The following is an 18,574-nucleotide window of genomic DNA, read 5'->3' on the forward strand; positions in this document are numbered from 1 at the left end:
CAAGGCCATCGGCTGTGGATCAATCATGCCGGTGGTCGCAGTTATGCAAACAATGCCAACCCAAGGAAAATGAGCGGAATCAAGCCGGTGTCGCGGTTGAGGCGAAACAGCGACAGGAGCCGGTCATTATTATCGGCATCAAAGGCACGCAATTGCCACGTCATATGCCAGCCCATCGCCCAAGGCGCACAGAGCGAGAGTGCCAATGCGAGCACCGAAGCCGTAGGTTGGACCGCCATAATGATCGAAAGCGCCATCAGGCTCACAGTTGCGACGATAAAGCGACGCAGCCAAGTCGGTGTTTCAGTTCCAAACAGTCTTGCGGTGGATTTTACCCCGATCAGCGCATCGTCTTCGGTGTCCTGATGCGCGTAAATGGTGTCATAAAATAGCGTCCACGCCATGCCAGCGGCATATAAAACCACGGCAGGCCAGTCCAAGCGGCCACTATGGGCCACCCACGCCAGCATCGCGCCCCAGTTGAACGCAAGCCCCAAAAATACCTGCGGCCACCAGGTGAATCGTTTGGCAAAGGGATAGATTGCAACCGGGAACAGGGCCAGAATGCCCATGGCGACTGCGGCCTGATTAAAGGTCAGCAAGATGCCAAAGGCGATCAGCGACTGCAACGCCATCCATGCCAGCGCGCCCCTGACCGTGACCTGACCAGAGGGGATTGGGCGCGACCGTGTGCGTTCGACACCACCATCGATATCGCGGTCGGTGATGTCGTTCCATGTGCAGCCCGCCCCACGCATCAACCACGCGCCCAGCCCGCAGGCGACAAAGATCCACAGATCTTCCCAGCGTGCGTTCTGTCCTGCGATCATTGCCAGAGCGAGCCCCCACCAGCAGGGCAGCAGCAAAAGCCACGTGCCGATTGGCCGATCCGCACGGCTCAGGCGCAGATAGGGGCGGGTCCAGGCAGGGGCGTAGATATCGACCCAATTGTCTTTTACCGCATCCGCGACACGTCCATCTGGTGTTGGCGACTGGCCTTGCATATGTAGGACCTCATGAATGCTAAAGTCAGACTGTATGTAGATCACCCCTTGGGGGCAGGGCAAACGGTTCCTCTGGACCGCGATCAGGCGCATTATCTGTTTGGGGTGATGCGACTGGCTGTTGGTGCGCGGGTTGCGCTTTTTAATGGGCGCGATGGGGAATGGCAGGCCGAGGTAGCAGAAGCCAGCAAGCGCAGCGGCGTGTTGGCTTGCGTGGAGCAGTCCAAACCCTTGCAGTTGCCGCCGGATTTGTGGCTGATCTTTGCACCCATCAAAAAAGCGCGCACCGATTTCATCGTCGAGAAAGCCGCCGAAATGGGTGCCGCCCGAATTTTGCCTGTAGCGACGGATTTCACAAATTCCGAACGCATCCGTCAGGATCGCCTGCAGGCCCATGCGGTCGAGGCGGCCGAGCAATGCGGCGGCACCTATGTGCCAGAGGTGGCGGATTTGCAAAAGCTATCCGCCTTGCTGGACCAATGGCCCGAAGACCGCCAGTTGATGTTCTGTGACGAGGCCGAGGTGGGGCAGCGGTTGTTTCTCGATGCTGTCCAGTCCGAAAACCCGCCCACAGTTTCCGGCCCTTGGGCGATCCTGATCGGGCCGGAGGGTGGTTTTTCAGATGCGGAGCGCAAACGTCTGCAGGCCATGCCGCAGGCGCATGTGGTCAGTCTCGGACCACGTATTTTGCGGGCAGATACGGCGGCGGTGGCGGCCATGACCCTTTGGCAGCGGGCATTAGGAGACTGGTGATGGGATGGCGTGCGGCAAATCGGTCTGATCTTGACTGGATCGAAGTGCTGCTGTTTGCGCATATCGAAGGCTCCATGTTCCTGATCGGCAACCTGCGCGATCACGGCTTTGGTTCTGATCATCCACACGGGTTGACGCTTTGGGTGCGAGAGGCCCGAGATGGCGTCTTTGCCATCACCAATACCGGATCTGTTATGATGATGGCACCGGGTTGCGGCGACGCGGAATGGCAAGACGCGGGCCAGCTTCTGGGATCGCGCGAGGTGACAGCGGTGATCGGAAATGCTGCACAGGTGCGCAGCTTTATTGCGGCCAACGGGTTGCAAGATCATCCGTGCCAGTTGGATCGTGATGAGCCAGGTTTTGTACTTGATATGGCGGAACTCGCGGTGGAAATCCGCCCCGATGAGAACATCATTCCCCTCGCGGATGCGCCTCGCGCGCTGATTGAGGAATGGCGCGCTGCCTATGAGGTCGAAGCGGTGAATGCGTCTCCTGATCAAGCACAGGAAAAGGCGCGCCGTGACATCGCACAGTATATTGCCAGAGACAGCCACCGCGTGTTGTTGGTGGAGGGTCGCCCGGTTGCAATGGCCGGACATAATACTGCGTTTGCCGAGGCGGTGCAGGTCGGCGGGGTCTATACGCCGCCTGCGTTGCGTGGTCGGGGCTACGCGCGCCGCGTCGTCGGTCGGCATATGTTGGAAGCGCGTGCACGCGGCGCAACGCAAGGGGTGCTCTTTGCCGCCAGTGAAGAAGCAGCGCGCGCTTATCGCTCTATCGGTTTTCGCCGGGCGGGGACGTTTGCGCTGGTGCTGTTTGCGAGACCTGCGCAGATCCGCGCAGGCCATGTGAGGAGATGCACATGAGTTTCATTCGACCAGAAGCACAGGCCTTTTTGTGGCGCTGGCGCGAGCTTCTTGGGGCATTGGCGCTGCTGTTGCTGGGGCTTCGTTGGGCCATCTGGGGCATAGGTCTGATGCAGATCAACGGTTGGGCCTGTGTCGCATTAGCGCTGGTGCTTGGGGTGGTCGGCGCGCAGCGAATGCGGTTCCGGCTCGGCTCTGGCGGGCCGGGCGTGGTGCAGGTCACCGAAGGGCAAATCAGCTATTTCGGACCGCTCACTGGCGGTGCAGTGGCGCGTTCTGAGATTGAGACCTTGCGGCTCGACCATACAGCGCGGCCGTCGCATTGGGTGCTGGAACAGCCCGGTCAGTCACCGCTGGCAATCCCGGTGACAGCTGCCGGAGCAGAGGCGTTGTTTGATGTGTTTGCCAGCCTGCCGGGGTTGAAGACAGAACGCATGTTAAGTGAACTGCATCACAAAGGTCCTCATCAAGTCGTGATATGGCAGCGATCACCAGAGCCGCGCAGCCAGTATCGGCTGCATTGACACTGGCGCGATTTCGCATCACGACTTTAACCCCGGGCCCCGTGCCCTTTGTCAGAAATGCCACGCCTGCCCTTGGCGGCGACCTACGAAGGGGGCCTACCCATGTCCATTCCTCAGTCCGGCGGCGGACCAATCGAAAGCCATGCTCAACTGGCGGAGTATATGGAAGCGGGCTGCAAACCCAGCAATGACTGGCGGATCGGTACCGAGCATGAAAAATTCGGCTACTGCAAGGATACGCTGAAGCCGCTGCCCTATGAAGGTAAGCGCTCGATTCAGGCGGTGCTTGAAGGGCTGCGCGATCGGCACGGCTGGGACCCGGTCACCGAGGGGGGCAAGCTGATTGGCCTCACTAAGGACATGGCGAACGTCAGCCTAGAACCCGGCGGCGCGCTGGAGCTGTCGGGGGCGCCGCTAGAGACTATCCATGAGACCTGCGACGAGGTGAACACTCACCTGCGCGAAGTAAAAGACATCGCTGATGAGATCGGAGTTGGCTTTATCGGTCTTGGTGCTGCGCCGATCTGGCAACACGAAGAAATGCCCTTGATGCCCAAGGGGCGTTACACGCTGATGAACGACTACATGGAGCGCGTCGGCACCATGGGGCGCGCGATGATGCGGCGCACCTGCACCGTGCAGGTGAATCTCGATTTCGCTTCCGAAGCCGACATGGTGCAGAAGCTGCGCGTGGCTCTGGCCTTGCAGCCGGTGGCCACCGCGCTCTTTGCCAACTCTCCCTTCTTTGAGGGCAAGCCCAATGGGCTGAAATCCTGGCGCAGCCACATCTGGCGGCATCTGGATGATGCCCGTACGGGCATGCTGCCTTTCGTGTTTGAAGATGGCATGGGGTTTGAGCGTTACGCCGATTATGCGCTCGATGTGCCGATGTATTTTGTCTACCGTGATGGCAAATATATCGACGCTTTGGGCCAGTCTTTCCGGGATTTCCTCAAAGGAGAGCTGCCCGCGCTGCCGGGCGAAACACCGACGCTGAGCGATTGGGCGGATCACCTGACGACCGCATTCCCAGAGGCGCGGATCAAGAAATACATGGAGATGCGTGGTGCCGATGGTGGCCCGTGGCGACGCCTTTGTGCGCTGCCCGCCTTCTGGGTGGGACTGATGTACAATCAAACCTCTTTGGATGCGGCTTGGGATCTTGTCAAAGGCTGGGATGCGCAGACCCGCGAGAGCCTGCGCGTTGAGGCGTCGGTCAAAGGGCTGCAGGCCGAGGTTGGCACACTCAAGATGCATGATCTTGCCCGCGAGGTTCTGGCGATCTCCGAGGCCGGGCTGAAGGCCCGCGCACGCCAAGGTGCAGGCGGATTGGTGCCGGATGAGACACATTTCCTGAACGCCCTGCGCGAAAGCGTCGAGAGCGGGAAGGTTCCGGCGGATGAATTGCTGGATCGTTACAACGGCGACTGGAACGGTGATCTGAGCCGGATCTACGCAGACTATAGTTATTGATGTCTTGCGCATCTCAATATCGATAATGCAAAAGGGGCGCCGCTGAGACGCCCCTTTTTCTTGCCCCTGTTGTCCTGGCGGCGCGGCGAAACCTCGCGTTGGTGGTGACGATTAAGGGGCGTTTTTCCCCCTAATCCGATTCTTGTGAGATGACAGGCGGCCCCTTAAGAGAGCGCTCAATCTATCGCTCTGAAAGGTGTTCAAATGGGCAATTTCTTTATCTCTGCATTCGAGAAACTTGTTGGCGTCGTGATGGTTTTGTTGCTGCTGCTCGTATTGGGCGGCACTGTTGTCGCTCTAATCGAGCCCAGTGCAGGTGGCATTTTGCCGGCGCTTGGCGTGCTCGTCGGCGGCACACTCTATGTCATCTTGATTGGTGGTTCGCTCTATTTGGCGCTGGGTATCTACAACAATACCAAGCGTACAGCCGAAGCGGTCGAGCGTCTCGCATCGAAATAAGCGCCCTGTTCACCGTTCCCTCCGGTGTCAGTGTGCAAAGAACGGGCGACAGTATATCCTGTCGCCCGTTTTCATGTCGTGGGTGTGAGTGGCGCGCGCCGTCTTATTGCAGCAATTCTGCGGGATCAGCGTCTTCGATGTTTTCCCAGTTCACATCTGCTTTTTCGATGTAGCCCGGAATATCGGTGACCCAGCGTTCCTGAATGTCCTTGGAAAGGTTCAGGTACAGCACATCGTCAACGATCTTCCACTGATGCGGGTCGCCATCGAATTTAAAGCCCATTGCGGCGCCGAAAGCGCAGTAGCCACCATAAGCGGGCACATAGGCCTCCGGGTTGGCTTCGAACAGGGCTTTGTTTTCCTCAGACGTGAACCAGTAGGTCGCCTCGTCATGCGTTGCGGTCAGCTTGTAGCTGCCCTTGTTGGCCTCCCCTTCGGTGAAATAGGCGACCGGGTCGAAGCCCTGCATCGCAAGGCCAGTGGATGAGGCGTTCACGTCAACGCCCGCAGCGAAGGAGGCAGTTGCCAGCGCCACAGAGAAGGCGAGACCGCCGAGGAGGGATTTGGTCAGGGATGTTGTCTTGGTCATCGATTTGAACCTTTTGATCTGTCCGGGGCCGAAATGCACCCGGGGGGATGTGTGAAAAGGGACAGGTGCTTAAAATCCTGTGTGAGTTGGGCGGGTGAGTGCCGCCACACCGACGATTTGGGGAAGGGTCTGATCACATGCAAAACAACTCAATTTGTCTGTGCACCGGCGCAAGGTCGACCTGCGCTGCTGCGGCAAAACAATTCTGTGAGCGCAATGTGAAAAGCCCCGCCCATGAGGGCAGGGCTTTGAAAATCAACGGTGTATACGCTGGGTGGCGTTATTTCTGGCCAATCTTTGGCTCGGTCCCCGCTAGCAGTCGCGCGATGTTGTCCTTGTGCCGCCAAAAGATCACCAGCGTGAGGACGATCGAGAGCGCAACGGTCGAAGGGTAACCCAGGACCAGACACCAGATCGGAGCCGCCACAGTCGCACAGAGCGCCGCCAGTGACGAAATTCGCCGCAGCAGCGCCAGTGCAAGCCACGTCATGCAACAGGCGATGCCCACCGGCCAGGCGATAGCCAGCAAGAGCCCGAGGAAAGTTGCAACACCCTTGCCGCCCTTGAACCCCAGCCAGACCGGGAAGCAATGCCCGACAAAGGCCAACAACCCGGCCAGTTGCGCCGCATCCTCGCCCGCCAGAGCACGCGCCAGTAGCACTGCCGCCGCGCCCTTGCCGCCATCCAGAAAGAGCGTCGCTGCCGCGGCGGCTTTGCTTCCGGTGCGCAGCACGTTGGTAGTGCCGATATTGCCCGATCCGATTTCGCGCAGATTGCCCAGTCCAAAGGCCCGAGTGATCACCATGCCAAAGGGAATGGAACCCAGAAGATAGCCGATCACACCCCACATCAGGAGCATCGGCAGGGCGGTCTCAAGCGCAGGCAACATCACGCGTCCTTCCGATAGACGGGTTCACCCGCCACATAGGTGGCCAACACGCGGCCCTGCATCTGCTGGGTGTCAAACGGCGTGTTCTTGGATTTGGACTGTAGTTTGAAACGGTCCAAAACCAGCGGTGCGTCCGGGTCAAACAGCACCAGATCCGCAGGCGCGCCTGCGCTCAAGCGGCCAGACGCAAGACCAAGCCGCGTTGCGGGGTTCAGGGACATCGCCCGAAACAGCGTCGGCAGATCCAAAAGCTCCGCATGATAGAGGCGCAGCGCCGCCGGCAGCAGCGTTTCCAGCGCCACCGCCCCGGCGGCGGCCTCTTCAAACGGCAGTCGCTTGCTCTCTTCGTCCTGCGGCGTGTGCATCGACGAGATCACGTCAATCAGACCAGTGCGCACGGCCTCGACCACGGCGAGGCGATCCTCTTCGGAGCGCAGCGGCGGCTTCACCTTGAAGAAGGTGCGATAATTGGCCACGTCCAGCTCATTCAGCGTCAGGTGGTGGATCGAGGTGCCCGCCGTGATGTCGATCCCGTTGGCCTTGGCGCGCTCCAGCGCAGGCAGCGCGCGCGCCGTGGTGATTTGATCCGCGTGGTATTTGGCACCGGTCATTTCCAGCAGCGCAATGTCGCGGTCGAGCCCCATCCGCTCCGCAATGGGAGAGACCGACGGAAGTCCGCGGAGCGCTGCGAATTTGCCAGAGGTCGCGGCAGCGCCCGCCGACAGGCCTGGCTCTTGCGGATGGGCGATCACCAGCGCGCCGCAACTCCTGGCATAGGTCAGCGCGCGCGAGAAAACCTTGGTGCTGGTGACCACGTGGTCGCAGTCGGTAAAGGCCACGGCACCCGCGTCCAGCAAAAAGCCGATCTCGGTCATCTCGCGCCCCTCGCGCCCCTTGGTGAGCGCGGCCATGGGCAACACATTGACGGGGGCGTCGGCCTGTGCGCGGCGGGTGACGAATTCCAGCGTCTCCGGGCTGTCAATGCAGGGGGTGGTATCGGGACGGGTGACAATTGTGGTCACGCCACCTGCCGCCGCCGCAAGCCCCGCGGATTTATAGCTTTCCTTGTGACGCTCGCCCGGCTCGCAGACCTTGACGCCAATATCGACGATCCCCGGCGCAAGGCATTTGCCGTGGCAGTCTACTATCTGCACATCGGCTGTGTTCAGGTTATGCGCAGCAAGAAACGCGGCTTTGTCACTTTGATCGGACCGGGCAAGGATACGGCCATGCTGTACCAACAGGCTGCCGGGGGCATCGCTGCCTGCTTCGGGGTCGATCAGGCGGGCGTTGAGGAAAAGCGTCGTCATCAGACCGGGTCCTTCGCAAATGTCGGGCGGGCGGGGGAGCAGGGCGCGGTCATGTGGCCAGCGCCCAGATCAGCAGAAAAATCAGCAGCATCACCACTGCAAACAAGGACGCCCCGATGCGCCGGGCACGGTTGCGGGCGTCGCGGGGCGATGTGCGCAGGGACGGCTGGGCCGCGTCACTAGGGATCGCGCCGGTGGAGGACCAGTCGGTTTTGACCTCGCCGAGACGCGCCACCAACATGAGGCTGCTGGCCGGGGTCAGTCGGGTCTCTGCCCCGTCAAAGGCGCGGGCGCGCAGCACCAGGACCCAGCCGCTGAGACCATCCAGCGCCATGCCGTGGTCGGAAAGATCGGCCTCCGAGACCCCCATGCCCTCGCGCAGATACCCCAGCAGCCCCAGACCTTCGAGGTCCTCGACGGGGAAGATCTCCGCTTGCGTCATGTCCAGTGCAGGCAGTCCCAACACTTGCGCCAATGCGCCATCTTCGTCGCGCAGGAATTTTGCCTGCTCCACCGGCATGTCGAGGGCAAAGACCAGCACCTGATCGCGGGCGCCCTTAGGGATTTCGATCACATCACTCATCGCGCTCAGGACGCCTCGGCCTGACGGGTGCTGCGCAGGTTGCGCGCCAGCAGATCCATCGCGGCCATGCGCACGGCCACACCCATCTCCACCTGTTCCTGAATGACGGAGCGTTTGATGTCATCAGCGATGGTGCCGTCGATCTCCACGCCGCGATTCATCGGGCCGGGGTGCATGACGATAGCGTCGGGTTTGGCCAGCGCCAGCTTTTCGGCATCCAGCCCGTAGCGGTAGAAATATTCGCGTTCCGAGGGGATGAAACCGCCGTCCATACGCTCCTTTTGCAGGCGCAGCATCATGACCACATCGACGTCCTTTAGCCCTTCGCGCATGTCGTCATAGATTTCGGCGCCAAACTCCGCGAATTGCTGCGGCACCAATGTGGGTGGGCCGATCAGGCGGATGCGGTTTTCCATCTTGCCCAGCAGGATCAGGTTCGACCGGGCCACCCGCGAGTGGGTAACATCACCGCAAATGGCGATGTTCAGCCGGTGCAGCCGCCTTTTGGCGCGCCGGATTGTCAGCGCATCCAGCAGCGCTTGCGTCGGATGTTCATGCCGCCCGTCGCCGGCGTTCAGCACCGCACAGTTCACCTTTTGCGCCAAGAGATCTACCGCGCCGGAATGCGGATGGCGCACCACCAGCAGATCCGGGTGCATGGCATTCAGCGTCATAGCGGTGTCGATCAGGGTTTCGCCCTTTTTGATCGAGGACGCCTGCATCGCCATGTTCATCACATCCGCGCCCAGACGCTTGCCCGCCAGCTCGAAACTGGCCTGCGTGCGGGTGGAATTCTCAAAGAACATATTGATCTGGGTGAGACCCGCCAGCGCCTCGGAGTGTTTCTCTGTCTGCCGGTTCAGCGCTACATAGTCTTCGGCCAGATCCAGAATGGCGGTGATCTCATGTGGCCGAAGCGGCTCGATCCCGAGGAGGTGAGACTGGTCGAAAGAGGGGGGCTGCATGGGCGAACTCCGCGCTGTTTCGGCCCTTATAAGAGGGCTGTGCCTATGGGGCAAGCGGTGGTCAGGACCGCGTGGGCGGCTCTTCAAAAATTGTCTTTAGAGAGGCCAGCCGTGCGCCAGGATGCGCGCCGCGTCAGCGGCGCCCGGCCCAACGGGAGGGAATGCATCTTTGTTGCAGATCCGACGGGCGGGAGCGCTACGGTCGCGAGTTTTGTCTGTCGTCAGTGGCCAAGATCTCAGGCATGGCCCGCATCCATCGACAGGTTCAGCGGGGTCACACCCAGACTGGCCAGCGCCGCCTCCCACTTGGTGTCCGCAGTATCGGTAAAGATCATTTCCGGCTCGGCATCCGTGGTAAGCCAGCCGTTTTGCGCGATCTCGTCCTCCAACTGTCCCGGCCCCCAGCCCGCATAGCCCAGCATCACGAGATACCGCTCAGGCCCGCGTCCTTCTGCGATGTCTTCCAGAACATCCAATGTCGCGGTCATGGAAAATCCGGGCTTTACCGGCAGCGAATTGACAGTGGAGATATATTCATCCGAGTGCAGCACAAATCCGCGCTGCGTTTCCACTGGTCCGCCAAAATAGACGGGCGCACTTGCGATGGCGGGTTCGATATCGATTTCAAGCTGATCCATCAGGGTTTGCAGCGCCACGCCGGGCGCGAGCTTGTTGATGATCAGCCCCATCGCTCCCTCATCCCCGTGCGAACACAGGAATACCACCGAGTTGTCAAACCGGGGATCCCCGATTCCCGGCATAGCGATCAGCAACTTACCTGTCAGTTCCATGTGACTGCCTCTGTTGCGGCGCGTGGCCTTTCCACCCAGCATGACGCGCAGGCGCGACACTTGCAACCCTGCCACCGCCTCTGGGAAATTCACTTTCCATGTCACGATTGAGTTATTTTACGCGCGCCTCTCTGGGTTGTGACTTGGCTTTAACGACGCAAGCGGCAATAGCTTCGGACATGATTTCAATACTTCGCTCCTGCCTCGCGCCTGCTTTGCTTGCCTGTGCCACTTTGTTTGTGGCTCCGGGCATCGCCTCGGCGCGTGAAAATCTGGATAAGCTTGTCTCGATTGAGGTGCTGGATGGTGGCCCGACGCAGAATGGTCGCTATATGGGCGCTTTGCGTCTGCGGCTTGCGGAGGGGTGGAAAACCTACTGGCGCGCGCCGGGCGATGCGGGCATTCCGCCGCAGTTTAACTGGCAAGGGTCGCGCAACGTCGCCGATCTGCGCATCACATGGCCCACGCCCGAGGTGTTCCTGACCTCTGGAATGCGCACCATCGGGTATCACGATGAACTGGTGCTTCCGATTGAAATCACCCCCAAGACACCGGGCCAACCCATCCGTATCAAGGGCCGGATGGAGTTGGGTCTGTGTAAGGATGTTTGCATCCCGTCCGAACTGCGCTTTGACCATCGCGCCGACCTCGCCGCCGGACGCCATCCCGCGATTGCCGCGGCACTGGCTGCGCGGCCCTACACGGCGGCCGAGGCTCAGGTGCGCGGTGTGACCTGTCACCTTTCGCCAACGCCTTATGGTATGAAAGTGTCGGCTCGGATTTCCATGCCCTCTGCGGGGGGTGAGGAATACGCGGTGATCGAAGGGGGGGGTGCTTTGGTTGCGACAGAGACCAAATCCTGGCGCGAAGGTCGCGAATTGGTGGCCGAGGCCGAGCTTTTGCCTGCAAGCAACGGCCCCATTGCGGTTGACCGCTCCGCCCTGCGCTTTACGGTGCTGGGCAAATCACATGCGGTAGACATCCGGGGCTGCACTTCGGGCTAAAGGCTTGGTTCTTGCCAAGTCCATGTTGTCGCCGCGTCCTTTGTGTCGACAGAAGGCCCTTATCCTGATGACTGATATTACCCCGGCCCCACCGCGCCGACCGATCCTTGGTGCTCTTGGGGTGGTTTGCACCCATATCGAGGGTGAGGATTGCGTGATCCTTGTGAAGCGCAAGAACCCGCCCAATGCGGGCACATGGGGGTTTCCCGGTGGTCACGTGGAACTGGGCGAAACAGCCGCCGAGGCCGCCGCGCGGGAGCTTTTTGAAGAAACCGGCGTTATCGCAGAGCCCGGCGCGCAGTTGATGACGCTCGACGTGATCCCGCGCAATGCCGATGGCACGGTTGGCGGGCAGTATTTTCTCGTGGCGACGCTGTGCCATTATATGTCTGGCCAGCCGGTGCCCGATGATGACGCGCTGGAGGCTCGTTGGGTCCCGGTTGTGCGGATCGAGGACTTGGGCCTTGAGCTGCTGGACCGGGTGGCGGACCTGGCGCGACTGGCTCAGATTGCTTGGCGAGAAGAGCCCCGCGTGGCTCCCAACGCGCCGATTACATAAGTTAGCAACGCCAAGATCATCATACCGCCGAGGCACAAAAGCAGCGCGGCCCGGAGGGGGTCTATATCCGTCATCCATGGCAGTGCTTTGCGCAGCACCGCAGGCAGCAGACCCGTTGCCATGGTCCAGCCCAGTGTACAGGCCAACCACACAAGTTGCACAATCCCGCTAAGCGCGATCAGCGCCCGCAAGCGGCGTGCCCCGGCATGTTGCCCGGCGGCCATGGCCCGCTTCAGCGACTGCATCGGACGGGCAATGTCGGCCTGTATCGCCACCAATGCGGGCACCACGAGCAACACGAGGAACATGCCAAATCCAAGGCCATAGACCAGCGTGATGACCGTGGGCTTCAGAAACTGCGCCTGTTGCGAGGTCTCATACATCAGCGGTGCGAGCCCCAGCACCGTGGTCAGCGTGGTCAGCATCACCGGCCGCAACCGGTCCGCCGCCCCATCTATGATCGACGGGATCAACCCGCGCTCCTGCGCGTATTCGTCAATGGTCGAGACCAGCACGATGGAATCGTTGATGATGATCCCTGTCATCCCCAAGAGTCCCACGACGGTGAACATGCTCATCGGCAGCTCCCACAGATGGTGGCCCCAGATGGTCCCGACGAGGCCAAACGGGATGATCGCCATCACCACAATCGGGCGCGTCCAGCTGGAGAAGATCCAGCACAGCACCAGATAAATCCCGGTGAGGCACAGGATCAGCCCGGTGCGCGCATCGCTGAGGAACTCGTCCTCCTGCTCGCTGAGGCCAGACAGACGGAACTCGATCTGACGTTCCTCGGCGATCTTGGGCAGGATCTCGGTTTCCAGCGCCGCGATGATGGCCTCGGCCTGCACCGGATCATCCTCGGAGATGTCGCCGGTAACGGAAATCAGCCGCACCCCGTTTTCGCGCCGGACGGTTGAAAAACCGGTGCGCTGGCTGACGGTCACGATATCCGCGAGAGGCACATAAATCCCTGACGGCGCGCGCATTTGCGTGCGTTCCAGAAAGTCCGCTGTCAGCTCCCCTTCGGGCAGTTCCACCCGGATCTGGGCGGAGCGTGGCCCGTCCGGGTAGGTGGCGGCCTCGATCCCGTTCAGGCGCCGCCGCAGAGCCTGACTAAGGTTTTCAATAGTGAAATTGAGCGCCTGCCCCTGCGGTGTCAGATCCAGAACCAGCTCTTCCTTGTCATAGGCGAGGTTGTCCTCCACCGCCGAGACCTCTGGATAGCGGGTCAGCGCGGCTTTCAGATCTTCTGCGGCGGCCTTCAGCGTGGTGACATCGGCGCCATAGAACTGCACGTCCAGCGCATCGCCGCCGGGACCGGAGCGCCAGCCACGGAAGGACACCACCTCGGTCAGGGGCAATTGCACCACGCGTTCCTGCAACTCGCCCACAAAGGCAAAGCTCGAATAGGGGCGCAGGTCCGCATCGATCAGCTCGATCGCGATGCTACCCAAGAGGTCTCTGTCCTTGGTTTCTGTCCCTGCAAGGCCCCGGCCCGTGTTACCGCCCACTTCGGCCATGACAAAATCGACCGGATTGCGGCCATAGCGTTCCTCATATTCCGCTCCCAGGGCCTCAACCGTGCGTTGGAATTCGCGCATCTGTTCCAGCGTGTCGGCGCGTGTGGCACCTTCGACCATGGCAAAATTGCCGGACACCGATGCCCGCTCTGGCGCGTTGAAGAACCGCCAAGTGACATCGCCCTTGATGAACAGCGCCATCTGGCTGGCCAACAGCACAAAGGCACCCGCCACCACCACGTAACGCGCCCGGACCACACCGACCATCAGTGGCCGGAACAACCGGTCCCGGCACCAGCGAAAGCCTCGGTTCACCACCCGGTTTGGCGCGTCATACCAATGCCGCTCGCTGGTGTGGGCCAGGGCGTGCGCCATATGGTTGGGCAGGATCAGGAAACACTCCATCAGGCTCGCCGCCAGCACCGCAATGACGGTAAAGGGAATGTCGGCGATCAACTCGCCAAACCGCCCGCCAATCGCGGTCAGACCAAAAAAGGCGATCACGGTCGTAAGCGTCGCGGCAAAGACCGGCATCGCCATGCGCCGGGCGGCATTTTCGGCGGCGATCATTGGCGGCTCGCCCAGGCGGCGGGCGCGAAAATCCGCGTGTTCGCCCACCACGATGGCATCATCCACCACGATCCCCAGCGTGATAATCAGACCAAAGAGTGAGATCATATTGATCGTCAGCCCGCCAATATACATCAGCGCAATGGCGGCAAACATCGCCGCCGGGATGCCAGCGGCCACCCAGAATGCAATGCGGGCATTGAGGAACAAAAACAGCAGGATCACCACCAGCCCGAGGCCCATCAGACCGTTGTCGACCAGAATATCGAGCCGCCCGGTGATTGCCTCCGCGCGGGTGCGAATAAGTGAGACCTCCACCCCCTGCGGCAGTGACAGGTTCATCTCGGCCACGACGTCCTCGACCTGTCGCTGGATCTTGATCGCATCCCCCTGATCAGAGCGGTCCACCCGGATCGACATGGCCCGGTTGTCGCCGACAAAGTAGCTGCGCTGGCGATCCACGCCCTCGACCCGGATCGTGGCCACATCTCCAATCGTCAGCGCTGATCCATCCGTCTCGGAGCGCAGGACAACCGCCTCCAGTTCCTCGGGTGTGCGTTTCTGGGTGCCGGTGCGCACGCGGGCGTTTGCGCCCTCGACCTCGCCCGCCGGGTTGATCTCCACCTCGGCGGCGATCACCGACGCAATCTCCGCCATGGTTATATCATGGGCAATGAGCTGGCTGGATGGCACCTCGACAATGGTGCGGGGGGCGGCGACACCGCGAATGGTGGTGCGGGTGACACCGACCTCAAAAAGCCGCAGGATCAGCTCATCCGCCAACAGCCCCAGTTGCTGCGCCCCGACCGGGCCTGTGATGACAATATCGGTGACGCGGTCACGCCAGATCGCGCGCTCGACCTCCGGATCTTCGGCGTCTTCGGGCAGGGTGGTGACCGCATCGACCGCGTTTTGCACATCATCGGTGGCGCGCGCCATGTCCCAGCCGGGTTCAAAGTCGATGTCGATCACCGCGCGTCCCTCGCGCGAGGATGATCGTGTGTCCTCCACACCGTCGACGGCCAGCAAGGCAGGCTCCAGCGCCTGTACGATGGCGCTGTCGACATCCTCTGGACCCGCACCTTCCCAGACGATGGAAACATCGACGGATTCCACAATCACATCGGGAAAGAACTGTGCCCGCATATTGGGAATTGCAGCTGCGCCCAACACCAGAAGGAGCATCAGCAACAGGTTCGCCGCCGTGCGGTGGCGGGTGAAATAGCTCAGGATGCCGCTGGCCTTTTCGGTCGATTTGCTCGCCATGAGAATTCACCTGTTGCTGTCGCTTATGAGGGTCTGCCCCACGGCGAACGGTGGACTTGCGGCTAAGGTCGCCCCTCAGCCGCCCCTGTTTTGTTCAATTCGATCGATAAGCGTGACAGGAACTCGCGGCTGATCAAGCTGCGCCAGCACACGGGTTTTCACCGCGCTTGGCATACGGCCATTATCGGTAACGATGGCTTTCAACTGGGCGCGGCGTTCATCTGTCAGCTCAATGAGGTCAGGTTCCACCGCTTGCACGGCGTTGTCCGCGCCCTTGGTCAGGGGGCGGACCTTAATACCGGCACCCAGCAAGGGGGTGCGTCCGGTGACCACTTGGCGACCATTCAACCCATCACCACGCACGAGGATCTCATCTCCCTGACGGCGCACCAATTCCACCTGCACCTCCTCAAGACGATCATCATCGCCCAAAACCAGAACGGTTTGACGCGAATCCATCGCTGAGGCAGGCAACCGGGCCAGATTGGCGATCACCGGCTCTCGTACCGTAATGGTGACAAAATCGCCGGGTTTAAAGCCGGTCGCATTGTCCAGGCGAGCATAAATCAGACGTCCGGACTGGCCATCCCCGACCGCACCACTGGCCCGCACAAGCATGCCCTTCGCCTCGATCCCAGCACCGGCAGCGTCCAGTGTCACAGTGACCTCCGCCGGGATAAGCTGGCCAGTGTCCTCTAGCAGCCGCGCATATTGTGCCGTGGAGACGCGAAAGGCGACCTCCAGCAGGTCCGGGTCAACCAGTTGCGCCAAGATCTCATTGGCCGAGACCAGTCGCCCCTCGACCAGCGTCACCGCTTGCAATGTGCCGGTGAAGGGCGCAGTGACGGTGGTGTCTTCAAGGGTGCGCTGCGCCTCGTCCAGCGCGATTTGTGCCCGCGCCACGAGTGTTTGTGCCTGATCCACACGGGCCTCGGCCTGACTTACGGCCTGACGACGGGTGATCACTGCCTGACGAGCGCTGGTGGCGGTCAGCTCTGCCGCCTCAACCGAGGCTTCGGTGCCGACGCCGCGAGATTTCAGGTCCACTTGCCGCTGATAAGCCCGTTCCTGCAATTCGGCCTGCATTTGCGCGGTTTCCAACTCGTCCATCGCAAGCCCAAGGGCGCGTCCCGCATCGCGGCTCTCCGCTTCTGCATCCATCATGTCTGCTTCGGCGCGGGCCAGCGTGGCCTGTGCGTCGGCCTTGTCGATTTCCACCAGCGTGTCACCCGCAGTGACGCGACCGCCGTCCTGAAACCCCTCGGCCAGCGAAATGACGCGGCCTGAGACGGCGGCGCGCAGTTCAAGCGTGCGGCGGCTCTCAACATGGCCAAATCCCGTGAGTTCAGGGCGTTCTTCCCCCAGTGAGGCCGTGATCACATTCACCGCAAACACCCGTTCGCGTGCGGGCGGCGCGCGCCGCTCCTCTGCGAGGCTGTCCTGTATGGCTGAACTGATCAGTTGCAGCGCAAAAAGCGCCAGCGCAATCGTGAGGCCAAGCAAGAACAACCCCGTCACGCTGTGTCGCAGAAATCGCATCCTCATCCCTTTCGGCTGGCCCGGGTGCGTCCCGGCTGGCCATCTGATGTGTGTCACGCAAAGACCGCGCAAATATAGCACGAACCATATGCTTTACGCTCTTATACGTGACGGCAGATCATTTCCGTCGCAAATGTTCGTCAAGTCTGGGCATAATTTCTACGAAATTGCAGGGGCGATGCCGGTAATCGAGCTGTTTTTGCAGAATTTCATCCCAGGCATCTTTGCAGGCACCGGGGCTACCGGGCAGCGCAAAGAGGTAGGTGCCCTGCGCAACCCCGCCTGTTGCGCGGCTTTGTACGGCTGAGGTGCCGATTTTTTGCATCGAGACAATGGTGAACACGGTGCCAAAGGCGTCGATTTCTTTTTCATAGACATCGCGATGCGCCTCTACCGTGACATCACGCCCCGTAAGTCCGGTGCCGCCGGTTGAGATCACCACATCCACGTCTGGGTTTGCGCACCATTGACGCAATTGATCGGCGATGTCGGCACGCTCGTCCGGCAGGATCTGGCGGGCGGCAAGGGTGTGGCCTGCGGCCTGAAGTCGGTCAACCAACACTTGCCCCGAGCGATCCTCATCAAGGCTGCGGCTGTCGGATACCGTCAGAATGGCGATACGGACCGGGATGAATTCCTTGCTGTCATCAATACGGGACATGGCTTTCAGGCCCTTTCCAATAGCGCAAGCCGCACTGCGAGGCCTGCAAAAATTCCACCTGTGATGCGGCTCATCCAACGCGCGGCGCGTCCGCCTCCGGCAAAGAGTGCGCGCGCGCGTCCGGCAAAGACGCCAACACCGCCGTTGATCATCACTCCGCCCAGTCCGATGATCGCGCCGAACACCAAGAACTGACCCAACACCGATCCGGCCTCAGGTCGGATGAATTGCGGCACGAATGCCAATACGAACAGGATCACCTTTGGGTTTGTGAGGCTCACCATCAGCCCGGCACGAAAGGCGCGTGATGCACGCACTGCCTGACCGGGGGCCTGCGCGCCGCCGGGGTGCATGATCGCGCCCCACGCCAGATAGAGCAGATAGGCCACGCCGACCCAGCGGATGATATCAAACAGCGCCGGTCGTGCTGCGACCACTGCCGCAACGCCAAGCCCGGCCAGCGCCACATGCACCATGCCGCCCGCCGCCACGCCAAGGCTTGCGGCAATGGCAGGGCGCGGGCCGGATTTCAGCCCTTGCCCGAGGCAGAACATCATATCCGCACCGGGGGTGATGTTGAGCGCGAGCGCGGCTGGGACAAATGCGGCAAATGTGGAGAGCGCAATCATCGCGACACCTCAAACCAATTGGGCGTCGGGCCAAGGTTGGCGCATTGCGTCGCCCCGATCTGACCGCGATAGCCCCAGCAATCATGCACATGGCCATAAACCGCAAGTTTCGGCTGCAAGGTCTGGATCGCGGCGAGGATGCTTTCGGAACCAATCGACAGCCCCGCCGACGTGGTATCGCCTGCGTCTTTTGGTGGCGAATGGGTCACCAGAATGTCGATCTCGCCCGCTTTGGCCAATTCCCGTGCTGCGGCGCGGTCAGAAAGGTCAAAGGACCAATCGCCAAAGGGCGTCTCCGGGATGCCACCGCCAAGACCAAAGATGCGCAGCCCTTCGACCTCTGCGGCCTGACCATGCAGCACGGTCATGAAGGGCAGGGCGCATCCATGGAGCTCTTCGGCGCTTTCGGCGTTGCCGGGCACCACCACCATGGGGGCAGCAATACCGGCAAGCATCTCCATTGCGCGCGGCAGGCCTTGGCGTGTGTTGCAGAAATCGCCAGCGCCAATCACCAGATCCGCCCCGACACTGGCGGTGACCAGATCTGCGGCCAACTTCTCGACCAGATGCAAGTCGGAAAATGCGAGGATTTTCATGGGCAAGGGTCCTTGATG

19 protein-coding genes are annotated in these 18,574 nt (G+C 61.2%); 7 read left to right on the forward strand and 12 right to left on the reverse strand.

Going from position 1 to position 18,574, the window contains the following annotated elements:
- Positions 1–41 precede the first annotated feature (41 nt).
- Entirely contained in the window at positions 42–1,004 is a 963-nt protein-coding gene (gene ubiA, locus K529_RS20360) for a 4-hydroxybenzoate octaprenyltransferase (protein WP_005612976.1), read from the reverse strand.
- A gap of 12 nt (positions 1,005–1,016) precedes the next feature.
- Here ubiA and K529_RS20365 point away from each other — a divergent pair, with 12 nt between their 5' ends.
- The 5 genes from K529_RS20365 to K529_RS20385 all read left to right on the forward strand — a co-directional run bounded on the left by K529_RS20365 (position 1,017) and on the right by K529_RS20385 (position 5,082).
- Positions 1,017–1,757 carry a 16S rRNA (uracil(1498)-N(3))-methyltransferase gene (locus K529_RS20365; protein ID WP_005612978.1) on the forward strand — a complete coding sequence of 247 codons (741 nt, stop codon included), beginning with the start codon at positions 1,017–1,019 and terminating at the stop codon, positions 1,755–1,757.
- Positions 1,757–2,626, forward strand: a complete 870-nt coding sequence (locus K529_RS20370) for a GNAT family N-acetyltransferase (protein ID WP_046002615.1) — start codon at positions 1,757–1,759, stop codon at positions 2,624–2,626. The genes K529_RS20365 and K529_RS20370 overlap by 1 nt, the downstream gene beginning before the upstream one ends.
- Positions 2,623–3,150 (forward strand): hypothetical protein, encoded by a 528-nt coding sequence (locus K529_RS20375; protein ID WP_040643095.1) that lies wholly within the window; start codon positions 2,623–2,625, stop codon positions 3,148–3,150. The genes K529_RS20370 and K529_RS20375 overlap by 4 nt, the downstream gene beginning before the upstream one ends.
- A gap of 102 nt (positions 3,151–3,252) precedes the next feature.
- On the forward strand, positions 3,253–4,623 hold the full coding sequence (locus K529_RS20380) for a glutamate--cysteine ligase (protein ID WP_005640786.1): 1,371 nt from the start codon (positions 3,253–3,255) through the stop codon (positions 4,621–4,623).
- A 204-nt stretch (positions 4,624–4,827) separates the two neighbouring features.
- Positions 4,828–5,082: a hypothetical protein gene (locus K529_RS20385; protein WP_005640783.1), complete on the forward strand. Its 255-nt coding sequence runs from the start codon at positions 4,828–4,830 to the stop codon at positions 5,080–5,082.
- Between the two features lie 103 nt (positions 5,083–5,185).
- On the opposite strand, the gene K529_RS20390 is transcribed toward K529_RS20385, so the two are convergent.
- The 6 genes from K529_RS20390 to K529_RS20415 form a co-directional block, all read right to left on the reverse strand.
- Positions 5,186–5,671 (reverse strand): YHS domain-containing (seleno)protein, encoded by a 486-nt coding sequence (locus tag K529_RS20390; protein ID WP_005640780.1) that lies wholly within the window; start codon positions 5,669–5,671, stop codon positions 5,186–5,188.
- 280 nt (positions 5,672–5,951) lie between these two features.
- Positions 5,952–6,560 (reverse strand): glycerol-3-phosphate 1-O-acyltransferase PlsY, encoded by a 609-nt coding sequence (gene plsY / locus K529_RS20395; RefSeq protein ID WP_406707191.1) that lies wholly within the window; start codon positions 6,558–6,560, stop codon positions 5,952–5,954.
- Positions 6,560–7,870 (reverse strand): dihydroorotase, encoded by a 1,311-nt coding sequence (gene pyrC / locus K529_RS20400; protein WP_046002614.1) that lies wholly within the window; start codon positions 7,868–7,870, stop codon positions 6,560–6,562. The genes plsY and pyrC overlap by 1 nt, the downstream gene beginning before the upstream one ends.
- Positions 7,871–7,919: 49 nt before the next feature.
- The gene (locus K529_RS20405) at positions 7,920–8,453 is read right to left on the reverse strand and encodes a hypothetical protein (protein ID WP_046002613.1); all 534 of its coding nucleotides are present in this window, start codon (positions 8,451–8,453) and stop codon (positions 7,920–7,922) included.
- 5 nt (positions 8,454–8,458) lie between these two features.
- Positions 8,459–9,418, reverse strand: a complete 960-nt coding sequence (locus K529_RS20410) for an aspartate carbamoyltransferase catalytic subunit (protein WP_005623776.1) — start codon at positions 9,416–9,418, stop codon at positions 8,459–8,461.
- Between the two features lie 236 nt (positions 9,419–9,654).
- The gene (locus tag K529_RS20415) at positions 9,655–10,209 is read right to left on the reverse strand and encodes a YqgE/AlgH family protein (RefSeq protein WP_039982325.1); all 555 of its coding nucleotides are present in this window, start codon (positions 10,207–10,209) and stop codon (positions 9,655–9,657) included.
- 179 nt (positions 10,210–10,388) lie between these two features.
- Here K529_RS20415 and K529_RS20420 point away from each other — a divergent pair, with 179 nt between their 5' ends.
- Positions 10,389–11,213 (forward strand): protein-disulfide reductase DsbD domain-containing protein, encoded by an 825-nt coding sequence (locus tag K529_RS20420; RefSeq protein ID WP_005623782.1) that lies wholly within the window; start codon positions 10,389–10,391, stop codon positions 11,211–11,213.
- Positions 11,214–11,280: 67 nt separating this feature from the next.
- Complete coding sequence (locus K529_RS20425; protein WP_005623785.1) at positions 11,281–11,772, forward strand: NUDIX hydrolase; 492 nt, start codon at positions 11,281–11,283, stop codon at positions 11,770–11,772.
- Here the strand turns inward: K529_RS20425 and K529_RS20430 are convergent.
- The 5 genes from K529_RS20430 to K529_RS20450 form a co-directional block, all read right to left on the reverse strand.
- A complete protein-coding gene (locus K529_RS20430; RefSeq protein ID WP_046002612.1) occupies positions 11,718–15,131 on the reverse strand; it encodes an efflux RND transporter permease subunit in 3,414 nt (1,137 codons plus the stop codon). The genes K529_RS20425 and K529_RS20430 overlap by 55 nt on opposite strands.
- A 75-nt stretch (positions 15,132–15,206) precedes the next feature.
- Positions 15,207–16,670, reverse strand: coding sequence for an efflux RND transporter periplasmic adaptor subunit (locus K529_RS20435; protein ID WP_046002611.1), 1,464 nt, complete (start codon positions 16,668–16,670; stop codon positions 15,207–15,209).
- Between the two features lie 118 nt (positions 16,671–16,788).
- Positions 16,789–17,331, reverse strand: a complete 543-nt coding sequence (moaB, locus tag K529_RS20440; RefSeq protein ID WP_005662009.1) for a molybdenum cofactor biosynthesis protein B — start codon at positions 17,329–17,331, stop codon at positions 16,789–16,791.
- A gap of 5 nt (positions 17,332–17,336) precedes the next feature.
- Positions 17,337–17,960: a LysE family translocator gene (locus K529_RS20445; protein ID WP_046002610.1), complete on the reverse strand. Its 624-nt coding sequence runs from the start codon at positions 17,958–17,960 to the stop codon at positions 17,337–17,339.
- Entirely contained in the window at positions 17,957–18,556 is a 600-nt protein-coding gene (locus K529_RS20450) for a metallophosphoesterase family protein (protein ID WP_005661673.1), read from the reverse strand. Before K529_RS20450 ends, K529_RS20445 begins: the two co-directional genes overlap by 4 nt.
- Positions 18,557–18,574 lie beyond the last annotated feature (18 nt).

The organism is Tritonibacter mobilis F1926 (assembly GCF_000376545.2).
Classification (GTDB): Bacteria; Pseudomonadota; Alphaproteobacteria; order Rhodobacterales; family Rhodobacteraceae; genus Epibacterium; species Epibacterium mobile.

Bases quoted from the DNA above. Each gene is read 5' to 3' on its own strand.
- ubiA (WP_005612976.1), bottom strand. From the start codon at position 1,004: ATGCAAGGCCAGTCGCCAACACCAGATGGACGTGTCGCGGATGCGGTA.
- K529_RS20365 (WP_005612978.1), top strand. From the start codon at position 1,017: ATGAATGCTAAAGTCAGACTGTATGTAGATCACCCCTTGGGGGCAGGG.
- K529_RS20370 (WP_046002615.1), top strand. From the start codon at position 1,757: ATGGGATGGCGTGCGGCAAATCGGTCTGATCTTGACTGGATCGAAGTG.
- K529_RS20375 (WP_040643095.1), top strand. From the start codon at position 2,623: ATGAGTTTCATTCGACCAGAAGCACAGGCCTTTTTGTGGCGCTGGCGC.
- K529_RS20380 (WP_005640786.1), top strand. From the start codon at position 3,253: ATGTCCATTCCTCAGTCCGGCGGCGGACCAATCGAAAGCCATGCTCAA.
- K529_RS20385 (WP_005640783.1), top strand. From the start codon at position 4,828: ATGGGCAATTTCTTTATCTCTGCATTCGAGAAACTTGTTGGCGTCGTG.
- K529_RS20390 (WP_005640780.1), bottom strand. From the start codon at position 5,671: ATGACCAAGACAACATCCCTGACCAAATCCCTCCTCGGCGGTCTCGCC.
- plsY (WP_406707191.1), bottom strand. From the start codon at position 6,560: ATGTTGCCTGCGCTTGAGACCGCCCTGCCGATGCTCCTGATGTGGGGT.
- pyrC (WP_046002614.1), bottom strand. From the start codon at position 7,870: ATGACGACGCTTTTCCTCAACGCCCGCCTGATCGACCCCGAAGCAGGC.
- K529_RS20405 (WP_046002613.1), bottom strand. From the start codon at position 8,453: ATGAGTGATGTGATCGAAATCCCTAAGGGCGCCCGCGATCAGGTGCTG.
- K529_RS20410 (WP_005623776.1), bottom strand. From the start codon at position 9,418: ATGCAGCCCCCCTCTTTCGACCAGTCTCACCTCCTCGGGATCGAGCCG.
- K529_RS20415 (WP_039982325.1), bottom strand. From the start codon at position 10,209: ATGGAACTGACAGGTAAGTTGCTGATCGCTATGCCGGGAATCGGGGAT.
- K529_RS20420 (WP_005623782.1), top strand. From the start codon at position 10,389: ATGATTTCAATACTTCGCTCCTGCCTCGCGCCTGCTTTGCTTGCCTGT.
- K529_RS20425 (WP_005623785.1), top strand. From the start codon at position 11,281: ATGACTGATATTACCCCGGCCCCACCGCGCCGACCGATCCTTGGTGCT.
- K529_RS20430 (WP_046002612.1), bottom strand. From the start codon at position 15,131: ATGGCGAGCAAATCGACCGAAAAGGCCAGCGGCATCCTGAGCTATTTC.
- K529_RS20435 (WP_046002611.1), bottom strand. From the start codon at position 16,670: ATGCGATTTCTGCGACACAGCGTGACGGGGTTGTTCTTGCTTGGCCTC.
- moaB (WP_005662009.1), bottom strand. From the start codon at position 17,331: ATGTCCCGTATTGATGACAGCAAGGAATTCATCCCGGTCCGTATCGCC.
- K529_RS20445 (WP_046002610.1), bottom strand. From the start codon at position 17,960: ATGATTGCGCTCTCCACATTTGCCGCATTTGTCCCAGCCGCGCTCGCG.
- K529_RS20450 (WP_005661673.1), bottom strand. From the start codon at position 18,556: ATGAAAATCCTCGCATTTTCCGACTTGCATCTGGTCGAGAAGTTGGCC.